General features: G+C 44.5%; 19 protein-coding genes and 1 tRNA gene. 8 read left to right on the forward strand and 12 right to left on the reverse strand.

All coding sequences use genetic code 11. From position 1 onward, the window contains the following. Positions 1–583 precede the first annotated feature (583 nt). Entirely contained in the window at positions 584–1,084 is a 501-nt protein-coding gene (locus tag NQ095_RS03995) for a GNAT family N-acetyltransferase (protein ID WP_258262217.1), read from the reverse strand. Further along, positions 1,074–1,991, reverse strand: coding sequence for a DMT family transporter (locus NQ095_RS04000; protein WP_258262218.1), 918 nt, complete (start codon positions 1,989–1,991; stop codon positions 1,074–1,076). Before NQ095_RS04000 ends, NQ095_RS03995 begins: the two co-directional genes overlap by 11 nt. 103 nt (positions 1,992–2,094) lie before the next feature. Here NQ095_RS04000 and NQ095_RS04005 point away from each other — a divergent pair, with 103 nt between their 5' ends. Further along, entirely contained in the window at positions 2,095–2,787 is a 693-nt protein-coding gene (locus tag NQ095_RS04005) for an MgtC/SapB family protein (protein WP_258262219.1), read from the forward strand. 55 nt (positions 2,788–2,842) lie between these two features. Here the strand turns inward: NQ095_RS04005 and NQ095_RS04010 are convergent, their stop codons facing one another. The 7 genes from NQ095_RS04010 to NQ095_RS04040 all read right to left on the reverse strand — a co-directional run bounded on the left by NQ095_RS04010 (position 2,843) and on the right by NQ095_RS04040 (position 11,899). Continuing rightward, positions 2,843–4,717: a PTS fructose transporter subunit IIABC gene (locus NQ095_RS04010; protein WP_258262220.1), complete on the reverse strand. Its 1,875-nt coding sequence runs from the start codon at positions 4,715–4,717 to the stop codon at positions 2,843–2,845. A gap of 14 nt (positions 4,718–4,731) precedes the next feature. Next, a complete protein-coding gene (gene pfkB, locus NQ095_RS04015) occupies positions 4,732–5,643 on the reverse strand; it encodes a 1-phosphofructokinase (RefSeq protein ID WP_258262221.1) in 912 nt (303 codons plus the stop codon). Further along, positions 5,640–6,461 (reverse strand): DeoR/GlpR family DNA-binding transcription regulator, encoded by an 822-nt coding sequence (locus NQ095_RS04020; RefSeq protein ID WP_375162806.1) that lies wholly within the window; start codon positions 6,459–6,461, stop codon positions 5,640–5,642. The genes pfkB and NQ095_RS04020 overlap by 4 nt, the downstream gene beginning before the upstream one ends. 196 nt (positions 6,462–6,657) lie before the next feature. After that, a complete protein-coding gene (ltaS, locus tag NQ095_RS04025) occupies positions 6,658–8,637 on the reverse strand; it encodes a lipoteichoic acid synthase (protein ID WP_258262223.1) in 1,980 nt (659 codons plus the stop codon). A gap of 418 nt (positions 8,638–9,055) precedes the next feature. Further along, entirely contained in the window at positions 9,056–10,066 is a 1,011-nt protein-coding gene (locus NQ095_RS04030) for an ABC transporter permease (protein WP_258262224.1), read from the reverse strand. 1 nt (position 10,067) lies between these two features. Beyond that, complete coding sequence (locus NQ095_RS04035) at positions 10,068–10,943, reverse strand: ABC transporter permease subunit (RefSeq protein WP_258262225.1); 876 nt, start codon at positions 10,941–10,943, stop codon at positions 10,068–10,070. 134 nt (positions 10,944–11,077) lie between these two features. Continuing rightward, on the reverse strand, positions 11,078–11,899 hold the full coding sequence (locus NQ095_RS04040) for a Cof-type HAD-IIB family hydrolase (RefSeq protein WP_258262226.1): 822 nt from the start codon (positions 11,897–11,899) through the stop codon (positions 11,078–11,080). Positions 11,900–12,087: 188 nt separating this feature from the next. Here NQ095_RS04040 and NQ095_RS04045 point away from each other — a divergent pair, with 188 nt between their 5' ends. Continuing rightward, positions 12,088–12,831, forward strand: a complete 744-nt coding sequence (locus NQ095_RS04045; protein ID WP_258262227.1) for an SIS domain-containing protein — start codon at positions 12,088–12,090, stop codon at positions 12,829–12,831. 48 nt (positions 12,832–12,879) lie between these two features. Here NQ095_RS04045 and NQ095_RS04050 read toward each other — a convergent pair whose 3' ends face one another. Both NQ095_RS04050 and nagE read right to left on the reverse strand, forming a co-directional pair. Continuing rightward, complete coding sequence (locus NQ095_RS04050; protein ID WP_258262228.1) at positions 12,880–13,605, reverse strand: GntR family transcriptional regulator; 726 nt, start codon at positions 13,603–13,605, stop codon at positions 12,880–12,882. Between the two features lie 113 nt (positions 13,606–13,718). Further along, positions 13,719–15,101: an N-acetylglucosamine-specific PTS transporter subunit IIBC gene (nagE, locus tag NQ095_RS04055; RefSeq protein WP_258262229.1), complete on the reverse strand. Its 1,383-nt coding sequence runs from the start codon at positions 15,099–15,101 to the stop codon at positions 13,719–13,721. Positions 15,102–15,326: 225 nt separating this feature from the next. Between nagE and nagA the strand changes: the two genes are divergently transcribed. From nagA to NQ095_RS04075, 4 genes are all read left to right on the forward strand, one after another. After that, on the forward strand, positions 15,327–16,535 hold the full coding sequence (gene nagA, locus NQ095_RS04060) for an N-acetylglucosamine-6-phosphate deacetylase (RefSeq protein WP_258262230.1): 1,209 nt from the start codon (positions 15,327–15,329) through the stop codon (positions 16,533–16,535). Beyond that, entirely contained in the window at positions 16,522–17,280 is a 759-nt protein-coding gene (nagB, locus tag NQ095_RS04065) for a glucosamine-6-phosphate deaminase (RefSeq protein WP_258262231.1), read from the forward strand. Before nagA ends, nagB begins: the two co-directional genes overlap by 14 nt. A 140-nt stretch (positions 17,281–17,420) precedes the next feature. Then, positions 17,421–17,493 (forward strand) — tRNA-Ala (locus NQ095_RS04070). Between the two features lie 158 nt (positions 17,494–17,651). Beyond that, positions 17,652–19,049 carry a vWA domain-containing protein gene (locus NQ095_RS04075; protein ID WP_258262232.1) on the forward strand — a complete coding sequence of 466 codons (1,398 nt, stop codon included), beginning with the start codon at positions 17,652–17,654 and terminating at the stop codon, positions 19,047–19,049. Positions 19,050–19,107: 58 nt separating this feature from the next. Here the strand turns inward: NQ095_RS04075 and NQ095_RS04080 are convergent, their stop codons facing one another. Next, positions 19,108–19,260, reverse strand: coding sequence for a hypothetical protein (locus tag NQ095_RS04080; RefSeq protein WP_258262503.1), 153 nt, complete (start codon positions 19,258–19,260; stop codon positions 19,108–19,110). A gap of 233 nt (positions 19,261–19,493) precedes the next feature. On the opposite strand from NQ095_RS04080, the gene NQ095_RS04085 reads away from it, so the two are divergent. Both NQ095_RS04085 and NQ095_RS04090 read left to right on the forward strand, forming a co-directional pair. Beyond that, entirely contained in the window at positions 19,494–19,712 is a 219-nt protein-coding gene (locus tag NQ095_RS04085) for a hypothetical protein (RefSeq protein ID WP_258262233.1), read from the forward strand. Between the two features lie 315 nt (positions 19,713–20,027). Then, positions 20,028–21,245, forward strand: coding sequence for a lactate 2-monooxygenase (locus NQ095_RS04090; RefSeq protein WP_258262234.1), 1,218 nt, complete (start codon positions 20,028–20,030; stop codon positions 21,243–21,245).

Consider the following 21,245-nt stretch of genomic DNA (forward strand, 5'->3'; position numbering starts at 1 on the left):
TCGTCCTGAGCCAGGATCAAACTCTCCGATAAAAGTTTGAATAGCTCTTTAAAAATAAATCTAGAATTAACGTTGACGTATTGTCTTGTTTTGTTCAGTTTTCAAGGTTCAATGTTTATCACTTGTCCAAGAAGCGACTTTATTAATATATCATGTTTCACACTTTCGCGTCAACAACTTTATTCATTTATTTTTCATGAATGATGTTGCTGTATCAGCGACGTTTATTAATATAACACGCAGTTAATGCTATTGCAATATATTTTTAAGGAAAACTTAAAATATAATTAACCTTAAGCATGTTCTGATAATCGGATATCCTCCATATACATGAGTACTACGCATTCTGAAAGGGGATTTTTCTGACATGCTTACAACCGTTGCTCTATTTCTATCTTTCATCATGGCAGTATATTTATTTGCGTATTCTTATGTACAGGCCCTTAAGATATGTGAAAGTACTGCTCCTGTCAGGGGACTGACCTTTATTTTTTCTGTTGTCATGGCTTTTGTTTTTTCCGGGTTTACATACGTATTTTCTTAAGTCCGATGAAACAAAAAGGCTAAGGGGCTCCTTCGCTCCTTAGTCTTTTTGTTTGAGGTCCAATAGCAGTCCTTCTTCCGGGTGCTCTTCATTCCCTATTGTCAATATCTCTTCCTTCAACAGGACAGGATTATATTTGTAATAAAAGTGTTTCGACGGGTTCTCTTTCAACACCCAGATCCACATGGAGTTGAAGCCTTTGTTCTTGAGCTCTCGCCTGGCAATATCAAATAATGCTTTCCCAATGCCCTTCCCTTGATAATCTTCCAAAAGGTAGATGGCATACAACTCTCCTTCATATTTACCTGAACGCTCTTTTCCAATTGAAACAAAACCTACGATTTCTCCGTCTCCCTTTTCACATACATACGTGTGATGGGAATCTTCAAGGATATTGACCCACCTCTTTTCTCTTTCCACTATGGATAAAGACTCGAGGTAATCTTCTGAAACGATTCCCCGGTAGGTGGTCCTCCAGCTATGCACATGGACGTATGCCAGTCCTTTTGCGTCTTGCTTTTCTGCCTTTCTATAGTGCATCCGTCTTCACCTCCCTGGCACGGGTAAGTTTTTTCAGTTTTCTTTCTTCTATTAAAAAGAGAGTGACACCGGTCATAATGACCATGCCGCCTATCACCTGAGTCATCTGAACTTTTTCCGCCAAGAGCCAATAGGCGAGGAGAGATGCACCGATTGGTTCAAAGAGGATTGCCATGGAGATCGTCGAGGTACTTAACCACTTTAACGACCAATTAAACAATGAATGCCCGAGTAGCGTCGGGATGATGGCAAGAAGAAGGAAGTAGGCCCAATCCTCTTTCGGGTAAGGTCCAAGACTTTCCGACCGGACAAGGACATAGATCAATAAGACGATTGAGCTTATGGCATAAACGAGATACGTATAAGTCATAAGAGATAGCCGTTTTCTGATTGTCTGCCCGAATAAGAGGTATCCCGTTATAAGGGCGCATGCAATCAAAGCCAAAATATCTCCCCAGAGAGCGCTGCCGCTTATACGGAAGTCCCCCCAGCTGATGATGAAGCTCCCGGCAACGGCTAAGACAGCGGATAATAAAGCCTTCGCCGTCAATTTCTCCTGAAAGAATAGGTACGCACCGATAAACGCGAATAACGGTTGGAGTGTGACAAGCACCGTTGAACTCGCGACCGAGGTGTAGTGTAACGATTCAAACCAAAGGATGAAATGAAACGCCAGGAATACACCTGCTAAAATCGAAAACATCCAATCTCTCACAGTAATAAGTTTCAATTCCTTCACATACTTTAAGAAAAATACCGGGGACATTAGAAGAACGGTGAAAAACAACCGGTAAAATGCCAAAATGCCTGATGGCGCACTCGATACCTTCACTAAGATGGCAGAGGTCGAAACGGAGATGACTCCGATAGCAAGTATAAGGTATGGATTTACTTTCGTATCCGACATGACAGACCTCCTGATATATGTTGTTCATTGCTCTATTTTATAATCAGACGAACCGAATTACTACATGAATTTTTTTGGAGTCTGAAGGATTGGAGGGGGATGAATGGAACTATTAGATACGACATTCTTGATAAAACTCGGTGTTTCAGCCGTATTGGGATTGATCATAGGTCTCGAGAGGGAATTGAAGAGAAAGCCTGTAGGGCTGAAGACGTCTCTTGTCATCTGCATTGTGAGTTGTTTATTAACGATTGTGTCAATGGAATCAGCCTATCTTGCTGAGGGATCGGATAAAGTGAACATCACCATGGACCCGCTTCGATTAGCCGCTCAGATCGTTTCGGGTATCGGCTTCCTGGGAGCAGGTGTCATCCTGCGCAAAGGGAACGATAGTATTTCAGGTTTGACCACTGCTGCGATGATTTGGGGGGCAGCAGGAATAGGGATAGCCGTAGGAGCAGGCTTTTATTTCGAAGCAACTGCAGGGGTCATCCTGTTGATCGTATCTGTAGAAGTGGTCCCGATCATCATTACTTACTTAGGCCCAAAGCGTCTGAGGGAAAAAGAATTATCCCTACGCGCCACGATATCCGAAAAGAAGGAGATCAAGTCGATCATTGAAAAAATCAAAGCCGAAGAGATTACCATTGAAAATATCAGGATCAAAGATTTGAAGAATCAGCACCATCTATTAGAGTTAAAGATCATAGTTGATTTCAGGAAAAAGACGGTAGACATTTACTACACCATTTCAGATATAGAAGGAATCAAGGATGTAGAGATTGAAAGCTTATAAACGCAACAAAGAACGAGGAGAAAGTCCCTCGTTCTTTTATTTGTCCTACTCCAGGCTATTTTACAGGTTTCTTCAAGAAGCCTACCATTAGCGCTGTAATGACGGATCCGATCAGAACCGCCAGTAGATATAAGAATGGATTCCCTTCCACTACAGGGAAGACGAATAATCCCCCATGCGGTGCAGGTAAACCGATCCCGAAGAACATGGTCAATGCCCCTGCAATCGCAGATCCCGCCACAATCGATGGAATCACACGGAATGGATCCGCTGCTGCAAATGGAATCGCGCCTTCGGTAATAAAGGAAGCACCCATAAAGTAAGCAGCAATACCTGCTTTCCGCTCATTATCATTGAACTTCTTCTTAAATAATGTCGTTGCCATGGCAAGTCCTAATGGAGGTACCATCCCCCCTGCCATAATGGCCGCATGTGGTGCTAAGTTCCCGCCTTCTATCATGGCGATACCGAACGTGAAGGCCGCTTTGTTGATAGGACCTCCCATGTCGACAGCCATCATTCCACCGAGGATCAATCCAAGCAATATCAAGTTCCCTGTCCCCAGCCCGTCAAGCCAGTTCTGGATGCCCGTATTGAGTGCACTCAGAGGTTCAACCAGGAATTGAAGCATGATCACACCTGTAATGAAAATACCAAGTAACGGATAAATGAGCACCGGCTTGATTCCTTCCAGTGCGGAAGGGAAATTCTTAGTCAACCGTTTGATACCAAGTACGACATAACCGGCTAAGAAACCGGCAATGATCCCGCCTAAAAACCCACTTTGACCCGTTGCCGCAATCAATCCGCCTACCATACCCGGTGCAAATCCAGGTCGGTCGGCTATACTCATGGCTATGAATCCTGCAAGGACAGGAACCATCAGATAAAAGGCATTTCCTCCACCGATCGTATTCAAGATCGCCGCAAACTCATTGTACTCCGGAGAATCAGGGTTCGCTGACTGAATGCCGAATAGAAATGAGATCGCAATCAGGATCCCTCCTCCTACGACGAACGGAAGCATGTTGGATACACCATTCATAAGGTGTTTATAGAAACCGGATTTTTGCTTTTTCTCAGAGCCCTTATCGGTATCTTCCTCCTGTTCTCCCCCTTTATAAACCGGGCCATCCTTTTTCATGGCTTGATTCAATAGTTCTTCAGGACGTCTGATCGCTTCCGCCACAGGAACTTCGATGACGTGTTTTCCCTTGAAGCGGTTCATTTCCACTTTCGTGTCCGCTGCGACAATGATGGCTATGGCACTTTCGATTTCATCTTGTGTCAGGACGTTCTTCGCCCCCCCTGAACCATTTGTCTCTACTTTCAGATTCACATCCATCGTTTTTGCCTTTGCCTTTAAAGCGTCGGCTGCCATATACGTATGAGCTATCCCGGTAGGACAAGCCGTTACAGCAAGTATTTTCCCGCCCGGATCTGACGTTTCAACGGGTGTCTCTTCTTTTTTATCCTCACCATCATGAGCGTTGATGATTTCCAATACCTCTTCTTTTGTAGCGGCATTCAAAAGCGCTTTCCGGACGTCCATATCCATCAGCATGGAAGAAAGGCGACTGAGTGCTTCTAAATGGGTCTGATTCGCCCCTTCAGTCGCTGCAATCATAAAGAAAAGATGAGCTGGTGCGCCATCAAGGGATTCATAATCAACGCCCTCTACTGATTTCCCGAACGCAATCGCAGGTGCTTTAACAGCGGATGTTTTCGCATGGGGAATCGCAATTCCTTCTCCGATCCCAGTCGTACTCTGTGCTTCCCGATTAAGGATCGCTTTCTTGAATTCATCACGGTCCTGCAATTTACCGCTTTGATCCAAAACGGATACCAACTCGTCAATGACTCCGTTTTTTGAATGAGAAGATACCTGAAGCTGAATCGTATCTTTTGTCAGTAATTCCGTTATTCTCATTTTGAATTCCCCCTCTATATGTTTGTAATCTGAATATCTTCAAATAATCTTTCTACGTGTTCCGATGAACAGAGGCCAATGGAATAGGCAGTCGCCGATCCGGCTGAGGTACCCAAGCGGAATGAATCCTTCACGCTCCATCCCCTCGACAGGCCGGCAAGGAATCCGGCGACCGTTGAATCCCCTGCACCGACCGAGCTTTTCAATTCCCCCTTAGGTACAGAAGAATAAAATACATCATCTTCAGTCAGTAGAAGTGCACCTTTTTCAGCCATGGATACCATGACGTTTTCAACACCGGTATCTTTGAGTTTCTTTCCGTAATGTACTGCTTTTTCAATAGAGTCGATCTCAACATCAAACATTTCCCCGAGCTCATGATGATTCGGCTTGATAAGGAATGGCTTTAAGGACAGGACCGGTTCGATCAGTTTTTTCTCAGCATCGATGATTACTTTTGTCCCCTGTTTTTCACATTGAGTCGCAATCTCCTGATAAAATGTTTTTGGCACAGAACCAGGTATGCTACCGGCAAGCACGATCATGTCATCTTCCGTCAAGGAAGATATTTGATCGAGCAGCTCCCGGATATGCTCTTCAGTAATGGAAGGGCCGCTTCCGTTTATTTCCGTCTCATCATCCGCCTTCACCTTGACGTTTATGCGAGAGGGTTCCTTTACTTCGACAAACTCTGTTCTGATATCCTCTTGATTCAAAAATTGTTTAATGTATTCCCCCGTATGTCCACCTGCAAATCCGAGAGCCACACTATCCACGTTCAATTTGTGTAAAACACGGGAGACGTTGATTCCCTTTCCCCCTGGAAAAGCACTTTCCGCACTGCTCCGGTTTAGACCGCCTTTTTGAAAGGAGTCAAGTTCCATAATGTAATCTACAGAAGGGTTCAGTGTTAATGTATAAATCATGCTGTCACAACCTTTATTGTAGTTTGATTCTTCATTTCCTTATCATGTTCTTCATCCAGAGTGTTCGTAATGATCATCGCTTTATCGAGATCCACTATTTTACTGAAAGCAATCTCCCCAAATTTCGAATCATCGGCAAGAAATATAGCTTCTCTTGATAACTCGATGGCCATGCGCTTCACCTGGGCCTCTTCAGGATCAGGGGTGGTGAATCCATATTGTGCATGCACGCCGTTTGCTCCCATAAATGCTTTATCAAACCGGTATTGACGAATGGAGTCCAGTGCCCCACTACCGACCATCGCTCTCGTTACGGGCTTGACGTACCCACCGATCATATAGGTTTTAAATCCTTTTTGAAGCAGGGCTTCCACATGGGTCAATCCATTCGTGACAACGACAATGTCTTTTTCAGGAAGATAATCGATCAGACTCAAGGTCGTCGTACCGGCATCCAGATAGATGCAATCCCCTTCTTCCACCAGAGCGGCTGCGTATCGGCCGATCGCCTGTTTCTCATGAAGGCTTTTGGATGATTTTTCAGAAACGCTCAATTCCTTCAGTTTGCCTTGAAGCTTTGACGCCCCGCCATGGACCCTCTTCAGGAATTTCTCCTGTTCAAGCTGCGTCAGGTCCCTTCGAATCGTTGACTCTGAGGCATTCGTTGCATCCACGATATCCTGGATCTTAATCGCATCCTTCTCCTTCAATAAGTCTAAAATGATTCGATGACGTTCCTCGGTTAACATGGTCTCTCCTACTTTCTCCGATCGTTTGTTACCTTCATTATAATGAGAACGGTTACAAAAATCAATCATTTTTAATCAAAAACATTCAATTTCAATCATTAATCAGTCATAATTGATCAATGCATTTAATCAACTGTCAAAATCCTTCTTTTTTCCCTCTGCTGATTTTCCCCACATATTCAGCAGTTGAACGAACAACTCCTCCCCACAACAAAAAAAGCCAGCCCCCACCATCATGGTGAAAGGACTGGCTCGCATTCCCGAATTACTCGTGCGACTCTTCCTGTGAAGCTTCAGGATTTTCTGTGCTTTTCGGATTCGGGTTTATATATTGATAATCTGAACGATCGATTTGTTTATAGCCTTCTGGTTTGTAGAAACGAAGTAAGTCTTCATATACTACTTTATCTGAAAGTTCGAGACGTTTCGTAGCTTCTTTAGATGCCTCTTCACATGCGTTGCTTCCTTCTTCTACAGGTTGACCCGTTTCGTTATCGTAACATACCCCTTTAATATCAGAGTACTCAGGTGTAATGACGTCTCCATTACGGAACGGTACGATCTGCTTGCGATCTTTGGACAGTAAGTCCTGACCGAAGCTGATGAAGTCTTTGTTATCCACACCAAGAAGGTTGAATAGTGTTTCACGGACGTCTATTTGACCACCGTATGTGTGGTTGACTTCACCTTTTACTCCTGGAGCAATGATGAATAACGGAACACGTTGAAGCTGTGCATTTTTGAAATCTGTGATTTCTTCGCCTGTGACTTGTTCCATTGCTTTATTGTGGTTTTCAGAAATACCATAGTGATCGCCGTAAAGGACGATGACGGTATCATCATATAGTCCACTTTCTTTCAGATCATTAAAGAATTGTTCCAAAGCAGAATCCATATAGTTGGCCGTTTGGAAATAACGGTTCACTACACCATCGCCAAATTGACCCGGTTCGAAGTCTGTATCATCCTCATGACGATCGAACGGGAAGTGGTTCGATAGCGAAATGAATTTCGTATAGAACGGCTGTGGTAATTTTTCTAGCATCGGCATGGACTCTTCAAAGAACGGCTTATCCTTTAATCCGTAAGGAAGCTGCTCTTCCGGTTTACTCATATCATAATACGTTGCATCGTAGAACTCATCATATCCCATCGTGCGATACATTTCAGAACGGTTCCAGAACGTTTTATAGTTTCCGTGGAACGCCGCTGAAGTATATCCTTCACCTTTTAAGATTCCAGGTGCGGATTGTAACGTGTTGTTTGCGTTCGTCATGTAAACGGCACCCTGAGGTAATCCGAATAATCCATTTTCCATGATGAACTCGGCATCTGATGTCTTTCCTTGCCCCGTCTGGTGGAAGAAGTTATCGAAATAGATCGCATCTTCTTTTTCCACTAGTGAGTTAAGGAATGGCGTTACCTCTTGCCCATCGATTTCTTTCCCGATCACAAAGTTTTGCAGGGATTCCATCGATACATAAATGACGTTTTTACCTTTTGCTTTACCGAAATATTCAGGGTTCGGATCCACTTTATTGGCTTTTACATAGTTCTCTACTTCTGATACTTCATTGCTGTCTGCCAGGGCACGCTTGGCAGATGTCTTAGAATTCTGGATCACATCATAAATCGTAAAGTTGTGAGTACCAAGATACTTCACAAGATAGTTACGGTCAAAGCTTCGTGTTAATAGTTCTGGACGATCAATCTCCGCAAGGCCAAGGTTCAGTAAGAACACAAGGACTGCTGATGTCATGACGGCAAATACTGAACGGAAGCGTAATTTTTCCTGTGGCTTCACTTTTTTCATGATCATTAATCCGATGATAATGAACAGGTCAGAGAAGTACAGAATATCGATAGGACTCAATAATTCCAGTGCACTTCCACCAAGTCCGTTATTCGTCTTTGCCTGAAGTAATACCGGAACTGTAATGAAGTCATTAAAGAAACGATAGTACACTACGTTCGCATAAAGGACAAAGGACATCAGGAAGTTAATGACGATGAATGCAATATACCGTCCCTTGCCTTTCCAGAATAATGCCAGTGCAAAGAATAGGAGCGCTGAGCTTAATGGGTTAAGAAATAAAAGAAAATGCTGAAGCGCATTTTGTATTCCGAGATTAAATTCGGCTAAATATACTGCGTAGGTCTTGATCCAAAATAATACGACGACTGTAAAGAAGAACGATAACTTCCCAGTGCGCATATCTTCAAACTGTCTTTTAAAGAAGTTCATACTTCATCACCTTTTTTTATTGTATTTAATTTATAGCAATTATTAGCATCATTTGATTAAGAGATTGTAAAGCGAATGTAAATCCAATCGAATCAACAACGAGTATTATAACAAAAATTGATTTCATGTGTATAACATTTTGCGGTAAATGTAACAAAAATATTTCATGGGGATTCGACAAACGCCGCCAAATACGGTGCAGATGCCTTGGCTGACAAGGGTTAAGGATATTTGAACAAGAAGTGAACGGCCCATATATTCCCACCCTGGTGGTTGAATATACTACCATTGTAAAATATATCCTTGTTTTGTTTGCTCAGTGTAAACTAATTCCCCATAAATCTTTACGTAAAACATAAATCCCTCATGAAATTTTTACCAGTAAGTTAGGTGTATTCACATTTATTATGCTCCATCCTTACATATTTACCTTCTGAAAATCCGATTTATCCAGCTCTTTCACTTTCTTTTCCTTCGTTTGGCGGTAGGCCGCTTTGAATTTCTGTTTATAATAGGACTGCCCGCTCGTTGACTGGACATATCCTTCGATCATGAACGAAACCGATAGCATCGTCGCAGAAAAAAACAGGATCGGGGTCAATGGGATCCACGGTGCCCCTTGAAGATAGCGGAACGAATCGCCAATCAGCCCGGACCATTCATACGTAATCGACCTTGGGGGGTCATGTACCATCTGATAGTCCACGTCCGTCCCACCCAAGAATAAGGTGAGTAACCCCAGATGTATGAAGATGACGAGTGTTTGCATGAATTGCTGCCCCAGTAAAATCACAAGCTTTTCTTTCATGGAAGGTAAGATATGCTTAAAGATGATTCTCCACTTCCCTGCCCCCAGTGTTTTCGCACTCAAAATGAATTCCTGCTTGTACACTAAAGACACTTCATTTCCCAGGAGCGCAGACAAGATCGGGACGATAAGTAGCGTTAATATGAGAATTTCGATGACGGACCGCTCCACGATGGAAGTGGAAAACCCTTCGAACGGTTCCCAAAGGACCGGCTCCAGCAAAAAATAAGCAAGAATCGTCAAAGGGATGTAGTGAAAGGAATCGATCCAGCCATTGATGTACTTCTTGTACTTCATCAGGAAGGTTCCCAGTATCAAACCGAGGGGGATCGATAAAAAAACCCGTAAGAAGGCAATCACAAAGGCCGTTAAGATTGTATATTTCGCCCCGATGATGATTTTACCGAGCATATCAAGCCCCTGGGCATCGGTCCCGAATGGAAAAAGCCACTTCGGTGAAATAGGCGAAGATTCCACGACCATTCCTTCTACAGAGATAAAATACAATCTTCTGACCTCGTTCCCCCATACAAACGAATACAGGAAACTAGACGCAATCATCACAAAAACAAATATAAATCCAGTAAGAAAGAACGGGTTTCTCCATACGCTTTTCTTCATATCAAATTTCCTCCCCCTTATTGGCTTTTTTAGAGAGAATCATTTCTCCCACCGTATAAAAGACAAACAGAGGAATGAAAATCGAAAGAATGGCGATCGTAAACATCTTCGGTTGTAATGTCGACTTCAGGAAACGGGTAATCCCTGCGATATTGAACAAAAGCTCGAGGACGAATAAATTGGACAGCATGAACCATACCGTTTTCTTTGATTGAAAAAAAACGGAGATAATGGCATTCCTTAATATATGGAATGTTAAAATCACCAGTTTCCCCAAGCCAATCGATTGAGCCAGTGTCACATAGTCTTTTTCTTCCTCCCTTTCAAACGAAAGGATTGAAATTCTGAACAGCTGAACCGTAGGCAAGACCGCCAACACAAGGATAGGAAGAAGATACGCCTTTTCTGTTGCTACGGAAGCAATTTCAAACAACAGGAAGCCTGTCTGCTTATACAGGAAGAGGACAACAAGCTGAGAAAGCAGGATGACCAGAACATCCGGTATCGATTCGAATAAATATAAGATGAATTTGATTCGATTTCGTTTTTTCTGTGAAAACAGCATGGTGAAGATCGTGAGGAGGATGCTCAAGAAACTTGCGAGTAGAAAAGCGGAAAATAAAATGATCAAGGAATAGATGATCGGCTCCCATAAATAAGGAAACAAGTCACGTTCCTTTTGTCCACCGATTACCACATATGTTAAATCCCCGGCATGAGACAGGGCATAAACAATCTCCTTTATGGATTGCCAGTACGCCTGCAATTTCAATTCCCGCTCGTTAATACCCGATAGCAGGACGGGCAGGCCGCCTATAAAAATGATCCCTATGATCGATAATAGGAATTTGACTACTACACCACCTATAAATTTCAAAACTTTGTCCTCCGGTTTACAATGTTACTTTTAATAGTATCATAGAACGGAAGGTTTTATACATTTTTTTCCTTTTATTTAAAAATGGGCAAAAAAAAACGGAGTCCCCTGAATGGACTCCGGTCCTTTTACCATCACAGTTTGGACAATTCATTCAACATAAATGTTTCGACCACTTCTGCTACGCCGTCTTCCATATTGGATGCTGTAACGTAATCCGCCTTCTCCTTAATGTCATCCGGGGCGTTACCCATGGCGACTCCGAGGCCGGCAAATTCAATCATGGTCAGATCATTATAGCTGTCCCCGATGGCAATGACTTCCTCAGGCTTGATATCCATGGACTTGATCAGATAGTCAAGGCTGGCTCCTTTTGTGACACCAAGCTGGGTGAATTCCAGGAAGAACGGCTTCGATCGCATCACGCTGAGTTCATCGTGAAGCTCTGTTTGAAGCTTTTTCTCCACTTCGGCCAGATGATCGGCTTCTTTCAGCATAAGAGCTTTCACGACCGGTCCCGTGATCGCTTCCTTAAAATCCGGAACGACTTTCACCGGCAGGCCTGTCAGGTCACTTTCTATGGAAGCAAATTGATTTGTTTCTTCTACTATAATGGCGTCTTCTGAATAAGTCAGAATACCTACATCTTCTCGTTTACTTATATCATATAAGGAATGAGCCATTTCAGCTGAAAGGGTCCGGCTGTATTTCTCTTCATTTGTCTTGCAATCTATGATTTTCGATCCGTTGAAAGGTAGAATGTAGCTTCCGTAATGATCGAGTTTCAATTCTTCCGCTACCCAACGCATACCCTGGGTTGGACGTCCAGATGCTAGGACGACTTTCACTCCGGCTTCCTGTGCTTGTGTGAGTGCACCTTTCGTGCGTTCTGAAATCGTTTGGTCATCCCGTAATAATGTATCATCTAAATCAAGTACAATCATTTTATAGCTCATAAAGAACATCCTTTCAGGAAATCCGATTTTATATTATCTTACTATAACATCTATTGGTATGTTTGAAAAATGAATATCCTTTATACGTATGAAAAGAGCGCAGGCGCTCGCTTTCCGTGGGGAGAGAGAATTGAATAGATTCATTAACATTATGGTATGCTGAAAGAAAAAATGAAAGCGGGAACAGAATGATTACTGCATATTTTGAAAAAATCCAGGAAAAACTTCAAGTGGTTCAAACGCAAGAAGCAGAGAAGATAGCTAGTCTTGCTCAACGCATTTCTATCTGCATCCAACATGACGGCATCATCCACCTGTTTGGATGCGGCCACTCTCACATCCTCTCTGAAGAGGTGTTCTACAGAGCAGGTGGACTGGTTCCGGTCAACCCGATTTTGATCGAGCCACTCATGCTCCATGAAGGCGCCGTACGGTCTTCTCAATTAGAAAGAGCAGAAGGGTATGCGTCAGAGTTCATGTGTTGGCAGGATATCCAGCCTCAAGACGTGGTGATCGTTCTCTCCACCTCAGGAAAGAACCCCGTCCCTATCGACGTGGCCCTTCATGCGAAGGAGAAGGGCGCTTATGTTGCTTCCATCAGCTCCTTTGACTACGTCGAAAAAGAAACATCCAGGCATCCGAGCGGGAAATTTCTTAGTGAAGTAGTGGATCTTGCCATGAACAATCACTCTGTCGTCGGGGATGCAGTCCTTACTGATGAACGGGTGGCCGTTCCGTTTTCTCCATCTTCAACCGTTGTCGGATCTGCGATTTTGAATAGCATCATGGCTGGTGCCATCGAACACATGGCGGAAAGAGGGTTTGAGCCGCCTATCTTCATCAGCGGAAACGTGGATGGTGCAGGGGATCATAATGAAAGGTTGATCGAGAAGTACCGGGGGCGGATTCCCCTGTTAACAAAAGGACTGTAATCAAAAAGGAGCAGGATCCCTATTAAAACAGGGCTCCTGCTCCTTTTTTCACATTCTGTCGAGGTTGATTTTAAACTTATATTTATCGGCTCGATATACGGATCGTACCAATTCAAAAGGGGTACCGTCTTCCAGGAATGAATCCCGTTGGATGAAAAGCACCGGCTCCCCGTTTTTCACCTTCAGATGTTTCGTATCCGCTTCTGTCACAAGTGCCGCTTCCACTGACTGGGTGGCATGACTGATGCGAAGATTCAACTCTCTTTCGATATAGTGATACAGGGATTTCTCCAATATTTCCTGATTCAATCCAGGAAGCAGCTTGACGGGTATATAGCTCGTCTCCAATGCCATCGGTTCGCCGTTTGCAAGGCGGATCCGCTTCATCGTATACACAAGCTCTTCTTCCTCCAGTGAAAGGAGTTCCCGGATATCCTCTGATGCCGGTGAAATTTCGAAATGCAATAATTTATTCCCAGGCACGAGTCCCCTGCTTTTCATGTCTTCGCTAAAGCTTGTCAGTCCTTGGAGGTTTTGTTCGATTTTCCGGTGGGAAACGAATGTGCCCCGCCCTTTCTCTCTATATAAGACATTCTTATTCACCAGATTGGTAATCGCCTGTCTCACGGTCATCCTGCTGATTTTAAACGACTCAGCAAGCTCCCGTTCGGACGGCAGGGCGTCCCCCGGTTTTAGCTCTTCAGACTGTATTAAATGGTTAAGGTGTTCTTCTAACTGATAATACAAAGGAAGAGGAGAATTTTTATTAACCACGAACGGTTCTCCTTTCGATATTACGGATTTATGCTCTATTTTATTATACCTATCATGTATATAACAGACAACGATCCGATGAGGACAGCTCAGTAGAATCAATCAGTCTCCTTTTATTTCAGCTTTCTCAGCTCGTCTGCGACAAATTCTACATCTGTTCCTACAATGACTTGAAGGTTCCGATTATTCACCTTCATCACACCTTTCGCCCCGTGAGCTTTTAACGCTTTTTCGTCCACCAGTGTGACATCATTGATTTCGAGACGTAATCGTGTGGCACAGTTATCGATGACGGCCAGGTTATCTTTTCCACCCAGGTCTTGAAGGAAGTGTGAAGCCATGACTTCGTATTTACCATTCCCGCCTGAATTCTTTTCCGGTGCCACAACGTCTTCATCATCTTCACGACCCGGAGTCTTCAAGTTGAACTTCTTGATCAAGAAAGTGAACAGGAGGAAGTAGATGATCCCGTAAAGAATCCCGACTCCGAGTAACAGCCAAGGTTTTTGACCGATGCTGAAATTAAGGATGTAGTCAAAGGCACCCGCAGAGAACCCGAATCCATGATGAATGCCAAGTACATAGGTAACGACCATAGAACTCGCCGTCAGGACAGCGTGAATCCCGTATAGGACAGGAGATAGGAACATGAAGCTGAATTCAATCGGCTCAGTGATCCCCGTTAAGAAGGAAGTGACGGCGAGACCGATCAACATCCCCGCTACGTTGGCACGCATATGTTTTTTTGCCGTCACGATCATGGCGAGACACGCTGCCGGAAGACCGAACATCATAATCGGGAAGAACCCGGTCTGGAAGGTCCCGGCTGTAGGATCCCCTGCGAAGAATCGGGGAATATCCCCTTTCACGACTTCACCCGCTGCATCTTTGAATGTACCGAATTCAAACCAGACGAGGGTATTCAACACATGATGCAGTCCAACCGGAATCAGGAGACGATTTAGCAGGCCGAACACACCCACTCCCGTCGCACCTGCCCCGATGATCCATTCACCGATGGAATTGATCCCACTTTGGATCGGCGGCCAGATGACGCCGAAGATCCCTGCGAGTACAACCATGGATGCAGCTGTCACAATAGGGACGAAACGTCTGCCTCCAAAAAATCCGAGCCATGCCGGAAGTTTAATATCGTTGAAACGGTTATATAATAATCCTGCCACGACACCGGATATGATTCCGCCGAAAATCGCCATATCGGAATCCGGATCAAGGGCTTTTAACCCACCCGATAATACCAAATAACCAATGGCACCTGCCAATCCGGCTGTACCATTTCCATCTTTCGAAAACCCGATGGCCACCCCGATGGCGAAGATTAATGCTAAATTTTTAAATATGGCATCTCCTGCTTCAGACATGAATGCGATACCCAGCAGATCATCCTGACCCAATCTCAGCAGTAATGCAGCTGCAGGCAGGACCGCGATGGGAAGCATGAGCGATTTACCGATTCGTTGTAAAAAACCTAACATACTATTCTCTCCTTTTATTTCAAGTGAAAGCGCTTAGGCAGAATCATATCATTAAAAAGGAATAGATGTCTATACCAATTTATTGATTAGACCTTATTGCTTTATTTATTTAAATGATACCCCTTAATTCTGAAGTGAAAATGTGCAATCTAAACTCAACTGGTATAGACATCTATACTCACTGATGGTATTGTAGAGTGGTAAAGTACTCAAGGAGTGATTTCAATGACCTCAAAAACAGAAAAAATGCTCATACTGAACGGAACCATCTATGCAGAAGATACAGTGTATGAAAAAGGGTATATCAAAATCGAGAATGGAATGATCACCGAAATCGGCGACCGTTCCCGCTTAGCCGGTACAGATGATTACAAAGTGATTTCTCTTCCCTATGGGTATAGTGTGGTCCCGGGAATGATAGATATTCATATTCACGGCGTCAACGGATCCGATACCATGGATGCGACCAGGGAAGCCCTTGATACGATGACCAGGACCCTTCCGAAAGAAGGAACCACGAGTTTCCTTGCAACAACCATGACAGAAGGATCCGATGCCATCGAGAAAGCATTGAAGAATACCGCGGACTATATGTCCAATCATCAAAAAGATGGTCAGGCGGAAATTCTCGGCCTTCACTTAGAAGGACCGTTCATCAATCCGGACCGGGCAGGCGCGCAACCTCTCAATCGAATCCAAAAGCCGAGCGTCGACACTTTTAAACGGTGGCAGGCACTCTCTCAAAACCACATCAAATTAGTCACGCTCGCCCCAGAACTTGATGAGGATTATGAATTGATCCGTTACTTAAAAGAAAATGGTATCGTCTCTTCAGTCGGCCATTCCAGTGCAACCTTCGATGAGGTCGGGGAAGCCATCGATGCCGGCTTGTCCCATGTGACCCATTTGTTTAATCAAATGTCCGGCCTTCATCACCGTGAGCCCGGAATCGCCGGGGCATCCTTCCTCAGACAGGAACTGATGGTGGAATTGATTTCCGATGGCATCCACGTCCGACCTGAAGTGATTCAACTGGCTTTCAATCAGATCACAGATGAACGCTTAATCCTTATCACCGATTCCATGAGGGCGAAATGTCTGAAGAACGGTCAGTATGATCTCGGCGGTCAGATGGTGACGGTGAAGGACGGCAAGGCCCTGTTAGATGAAGACACATTGGCAGGAAGCGTACTGAAAATGAAGGATGCCTTTTCAAACATTCAATCATTCACAACAAGTGATATGAGAAGTGCGATAAAAATGACAGCAGAGAATCCCGCCAAACAATTAAATGTTTTTGGCCGCAAAGGAAGCATCGCACCCATGAAAGATGCAGACATCGTCCTGTTAGATGAGAATAAAGACGTATACACCACGATATGCAAAGGGAAAATAGCCTATATTCGAGAGGATGACACTCATGAAACGAATTGAAGTAAAAGACTACCAGGAAATGAGTCAAGTCGCTGCAGACTATCTATTATCCAAAGTGAAAACATCCGAAAATCTGACCCTGGGACTGGCCACCGGAGGCACCCCAAAAGGGCTTTACGAGGTGTTGGTTGATGACCATGAACAAAATGGAACGTCATATCGACATGTATCTTCCTTCAATCTGGACGAATACATCGGACTATCCCGTCAACACCCGAACAGCTACTACCAATACATGAATGAGAACCTATTCAAACACATTGATATAGATTCAGAAAACACCCATATCCCTTCAGGAGATGCAGCCGATCCCGAAAAGGAATCCAAGGCATATGATGAAAAAATCCGTTCCCACGGCGGCATCGACATTCAAGTACTTGGGATCGGAAGCAACGGTCATATTGGCTTTAATGAACCAGGGACATCATTTGAATCCAACACCCACGTGGTGGAACTTGCTCAGTCAACCCGCGAGGCAAATGCCCGTTATTTCGATTCAATTGATGAAGTACCGACCCATGCGATTACGATGGGAATCTCATCGATCATGAAAAGCAGGGAAATTCTCCTCCTTGTTTCAGGCAAAGCGAAACAGGAAGCACTAAGAAAATTAGTAGAAGGCACTATTTCTGAAAGCTTCCCTGCTTCGATTCTGAATAACCATGACCATGTTACGGTGATTGCTGATGAAGAAGCTTCGGCACTTGTAAAAGGGTTGGAATTAGCGAATAAAGATGTGAAGTGAAGAATGAAGATTGATCCATATCCAAAAAAGCGGCGGGGGTCTCGCCGCTTTTCAATAGATGAAAAATAAACGTAAGAATATGATAAAAAACCATTGACGAACACTCTGAACTTTCTTATAATAAACCTTGACCGATTCACGGGGCATTAGCTCAGCTGGGAGAGCGTTTGGCTGGCAGCCAAAAGGTCAGCGGTTCGATCCCGCTATGCTCCATACCGAAATAACATAAAGAGGCGTCCTTATTTACTCAATAAGGGCGCTTTTTTTATTGTGTGATCTATGGGTTTATTGTCCTGGTTCTAAGGGTAGTAGATAAAAAGTAAATTTATGGATAAAATAGTGCATTGAAAAATTTTAAAAAGGAGAATGATATGAGACACATGAAACCACTTTTAATCTTATCCTCCCTGTTCTTCCTTTTAGCAGGATGCCAGGATCATGCTGAAGACGTTTCCACCAAAAAGAAAAACGTCCAGGAACCGGGCACAGCCTCTAAGGAAGTGGATCCATCAAGCATCACACCTGAAGAATGGATCAACCAGGAGGCAGGGGACCTTTACCAACAATACATAGAAAATAAGAACGGTGCCAAAGATCCTGAGGCATATAAAGAAGCTTCAGAAAAGGCCGTGGATGAATATGTGGAAGATGTTCGACAGAAAGAAACGGATACATGGAGTGATGAAAAGTGGACAAACTCCATCCTCTCAAGTCTCCGGACGAGATACGGGGATATTGCCTCTGAGCTTGAAAACTATGAGGTTGTATATGAAGAAATGGAGCTGCCCGACGGTAGACTCCTGCAGGATGTCCCGATGGATGAAATCACCGAGAAGGAAGACAAAAAGGTGAATGTCGCCTTGTTGATCGATTCGAGCGGGAGTATGAAAGCAGACGTGGATGGTGAAAGCAAGATGTCCCTTGCCAAAGAGAGCCTGGAAACTCTTGCAAAGGAGCTACCCGAATCCGTGGATGTTTCCCTGATTGCGTTCGGACATAAGGGGACAGGAAGTGATGCCGATAAAGAGATGTCGTGTAAAGCAGTCGAATCTATCTACCCGCTTCAACCATATGATGAGGGTGCCTTCTCGGAATCACTGACAAAATTCGATCCCAAGGGCTGGACCCCACTGGCTTCAAGCATCGAATTAGCCAACGAACAACTCTCTTCCCAAAGTGACGAAAAGACGGAGAACTTCATATATGTCGTGAGCGACGGTATCGAAACCTGCGATGGGGATCCGGTGGCCGCAGCCACAATGGTGAAGGCGGACAATACCGATGTCAAAATCAATATCATCGGATTCGATGTGGACTCTGAAGCCGACGAACAATTGAAGAAGGTGGCCGATGCCGGTGGCGGAGAGTACTCCTCGGTTAAAACGAAACAGCAATTGTCTGAAATCGAAAATGTGTGGAAAGAAGCCATCAATAAAAATACGTGGAGGTGGTGGGCAGTCCACCGGTTCAGTGACAATGTTTGGAAAACGGTCGATCATTATAATGCCTTGAGGGATATCGTCTCTACTTATCAAAGCATGATTCGGAATGAAGAAAACAGAATGATCCAGACACTCAACCGCCTGGAAAAAGAGGAGCTCATTGATTCAGAGAAACGCTCTGCCATCTCTTCTCTCCTTGATGACCGTCAAGAGAAAATCAGGAACTACCTGAATGACCTGGAATCAACGAAGCACAAAGAAGTGAAAACCGTTTCTGATGAGCTGGATAAACGATTGGATGCGATTAAAAAGCAGGTTGGGATATAAATTGGATATGACGGGACATAACTAAATCCATTTCCTCCAAAGACGAACAATCAAAAAATTAGTTAGGGTTGCTTGCTACACCGCTATTGATTTCCGTGGAAGACTTCGCTTTCCTCGGGCGTTCGGCTAGCCTCCTCGTCGCTTTTCGCTCCCGCGGGGTCTCTCCTATTCCGCTTTTTCCGTAGGAGTCTTCGTCTTGCACTCCAATCAATAGCTAGATCCTGCTATATACACTGGTTATGCTTTCGCAAAAATAATAAAAGGCCAGGGCACCATGGTTATTGTTATTCATACACAGACTATAGTTTTCGAATGTTCGATCATTTGAGATGTGTCGGCGCAGAATGAGTCATTCACTTCAGGTTAGAAAGAGAATTTGGATAAACAACGGTCATCGATCACTGCATCTCATAGAAATAGTTAGTGAGTTAGTGTATTCAATGGGTGAAGCAATCTCGACATTACAATGTTTTAGTAATTACGCTTGGGAAGTTGATTCTCGCTGCAGGTGCTCGACTCCTGCGGGAAACAACGAAAAGCGGAGGCGGCTTGCCCAGCCCCGACAAGCATAAGATGAATGGGCCTAAGAAGGCGTTTTTTGCCTTCTTGGATCATTTAGCTTATGACCTCGAGGGGCTAGCCGCCGGAGCTGGACAGGGGTAGGACACCACTTGCAGCCGAGGAGGCTCAACTCACGCCCCGCGGAAAGCGAGCACGTGGAGCGGAAATCAACCACTACTCACTACATCAAATTGATCAATCCGAACGATTTCGATTTTCAAAAAAGAATTTCGAATGATCATTCGAAATTCTTTTAACTAAACACTTTTGTCCCAGCCTCTTATTAAAAAATGATTTGTTTGACTTTTCTGAATACCACAAGTACCATTTTCCATATAAGGAAAAGCACGCCGATTACATACGCTTCCTTTTTACGATTTGCATTTCTTCCGGCAAAGATGAAAGGAGAAAAAGACCATGAATCAGTATGGAAACCATGTCCAAAATGAAATTTATCAGAAGAAGGTCCGTCCCTCTATCCCTTTCCGGTTTGAAGAGCTGGAACAAAAGGCACGGGAAAAGCTTGAAGACGGCCCTTTTTATTATGTGGCGGGAGGGGCCGGCGGCGAAGAGACTATGCGCGCCAACAGAAGTGCCCTCGACCGTTGGCAGATTGTCCCCCGTATGCTGAATAATGTAGAAAATCGCGACCTGAAAGTGACGTTATTTGGAGAAACCTATCCCTCTCCCCTCCTCCTTGCACCGATCGGAGTGCAATCCATCGTTCACCCTGATGGAGAGCTGGCGTCTGCACGCGCGGCGGCATCCATGAATGTCCCGTTCATTGCAAGTTCAGCGTCCACTTCCTCCATGGAGGAACTCGCTTCCGTCATGGGGGACTCCCCAAGATGGTTCCAGCTGTATTGGAGTAATGACCTTGAGATTGCAGCCAGTATGCTTAAGAGGGCTGAAGCTTCAGGATACTCCGCTATCGTTGTCACTCTTGATGCCCCAATGATGGCGTGGCGTGAATACGACCTTGAAAACGCCTATCTTCCCTTTCTGACGGGAGAAGGAGTCGGTAATTACGTGAGCGATCCCGTCTTCCGTTCAAAGCTGAAAGACCCCCCGGAAGTTGATGGAAGTGCAGCTGCCATCCTCTGGTCCCAAGTGTTTGGCAATGCTTCCTTGACATGGGATGACCTGGACTTTCTGCGTGAACATACACGCCTGCCGATCCTATTGAAAGGAATCCTCCACCCCGACGACGCCAAGCTTGCCGTCGACCTGGGAATGGATGGAATCATCGTATCCAACCATGGTGGAAGACAGGTTGACGGGGCCATTGGAGCATTAGACTCCCTTCCGGTGATATGCGACGTTGTGAACGGCCGCATCCCTGTGCTCTTTGACAGCGGCATCCGGCGTGGTGCCGATGTAGTAAAAGCCATGGCCCTCGGAGCAGATTCCGTTCTCATAGGCAGGCCCTATATGTACGGACTGACCCTGGCAGGTGAACAAGGGGTGAAAGACGTGATCCGGAATATACTGGCCGATCTCGATTTAACATTGGCCCTTTCAGGTCAATCATCCATTACAGAATGTGATCCCTCCCTTCTGTCGTCCGTGAAGGACGGTTCATTTCATTCGAAGAAAGGATGGAACGTACAACAAACTGCAGGATTCAAGTCATAA

The sequence above is a fragment of the Rossellomorea sp. SC111 genome, assembly GCF_024733565.1.
Classification (GTDB): Bacteria; Bacillota; Bacilli; order Bacillales; family Bacillaceae_B; genus Rossellomorea.